At 57.3% G+C, this 1,523-nt stretch carries 1 tRNA gene and 2 rRNA genes; all 3 read right to left on the reverse strand.

The features are described 5' to 3' along the window. Nucleotides 1–495, reverse strand: a 23S ribosomal RNA gene (locus GJ629_RS15705); the annotation flags it as partial. Between the two features lie 298 nt (nt 496–793). Further along, nucleotides 794–865, reverse strand: a tRNA-Ala gene (locus tag GJ629_RS15710). A gap of 91 nt (nt 866–956) precedes the next feature. Continuing rightward, nucleotides 957–1,523: ribosomal RNA gene (locus GJ629_RS15715) — 16S ribosomal RNA — on the reverse strand; the annotation flags it as partial.

Raw genomic sequence — 1,523 nt, forward strand, 5'->3', positions numbered from 1 at the left:
TTTTCAGCGTTCGCTCACGCTTAACTTGTTCACTATCGGTCTCGGGTAGTATTTTAGTCTTGACAGTAGATGCCTGCCACATTCACGGAGGAATTTCCCAACCCCCGCTACTCTGGTACTGGCGCACGACGTAGTGGTCTTCGATACGGGGTTGTCACCCTGTATCACGCTCCGTTCCAGGAGACTTCTCGAAGACGGTCGGTCGATGAGTGCCAGCCCGTACACCACATTGCCCGTGAAGGCTTCGGTTTGGACTGTATCGCGTTCACTCGCGGTTACTAACGACATCACATTCGTTTTCTCTTCCTGCCGATACTGAGATGTTTCAGTTCTCGGCGTTCCCCATTGCGCGAAGCAATTGCGTTGAGGAGTTCCCATTCGGAAATCTCAGGTTCTTCACCTCCGTGCGGCTCCCCTGAGCTTATCGCAGCTTGGCACGTCCTTCGTCGGCACCCGAGCCGAGCTATCCACCAGCTGGCATAGTAGCCAACTTGTGTGCAACTCGTCAGAGTTGCGATGTGTGCAACTGCAAAGCAGTTGCGACGATGTGTAGCCTCAAAGAGACTACAACGTGTGCAACTGCAGAACAGTTGCAACGTCACTGTAACTCGATGAACGAGTCCAGTGGACGCCTGGATCGCACGTACACACGGTGTCATTCACACGCCCGAGGTGGCGGTGCGTGCATCAACCCTTCCCACCCACGCTTTCCGCGGGGTGGTGCATCGGTCTTCGTACCACATCCGAACGCCGTGTCCCACTTAAGGGGCACGATTCGGACGTGACACGGATATGGACCCACTGGGATTTGAACCCAGGGCCTCCGCCTTGCAAAGGCGGCGCTCTGCCGCTGAGCTATGGGCCCGGCGAATGTTAGCCTCGGTAGTTCGTAGGTGCCCGACCGGGCGTCGACGAACGTGCAGGTGGGCTGGGGCGACGCCCCAGTCCCGATCGTTAGGAGGTGATCCAGCCGCAGATTCCCCTACGGCTACCTTGTTACGACTTAATCCCCCTTGCAGAGCCCAGATTTGACCATCGTATGATGGCCTCATCCGGACCCTACTCGGGTGATTTGACGGGCGGTGTGTGCAAGGAGCAGGGACGTATTCACCGCGCGCTTCTGACACGCGATTACTACCGAATCCAGCTTCATGAGGGCGAGTTTCAGCCCTCAATCCGAACTACGACCAGGTTTAGGGGATTAGCGCTTCCTCTCGGAATGGCGTCCCACTGTCTTGGCCATTGTAGCCCGCGTGTAGCCCAGCACATTCGGGGCATACTGACCTACCGTTGCCCGTTCCTTCCTCCGCTTTAGCAGCGGCAGTCCCCCTAGTGTACCCAGCCATCGCAAGATGCTGCTGGCAACTAAGGGTGCGGATCTCGCTCGTTGCCTGACTTAACAGGATGCCTCACGGTACGAGCTGACGGCGGCCATGCACCTCCTCTCAATGGCTCCAGTAAGCGCATCAGACTGACCTTCACTGCACATTGTCGGTGCTGGTAAGATGTCCGGCGTTGAGTCC

The organism is Halapricum sp. CBA1109 (genome assembly GCF_009741825.1).
Lineage (GTDB): Archaea > Halobacteriota > Halobacteria > Halobacteriales > Haloarculaceae > Halapricum.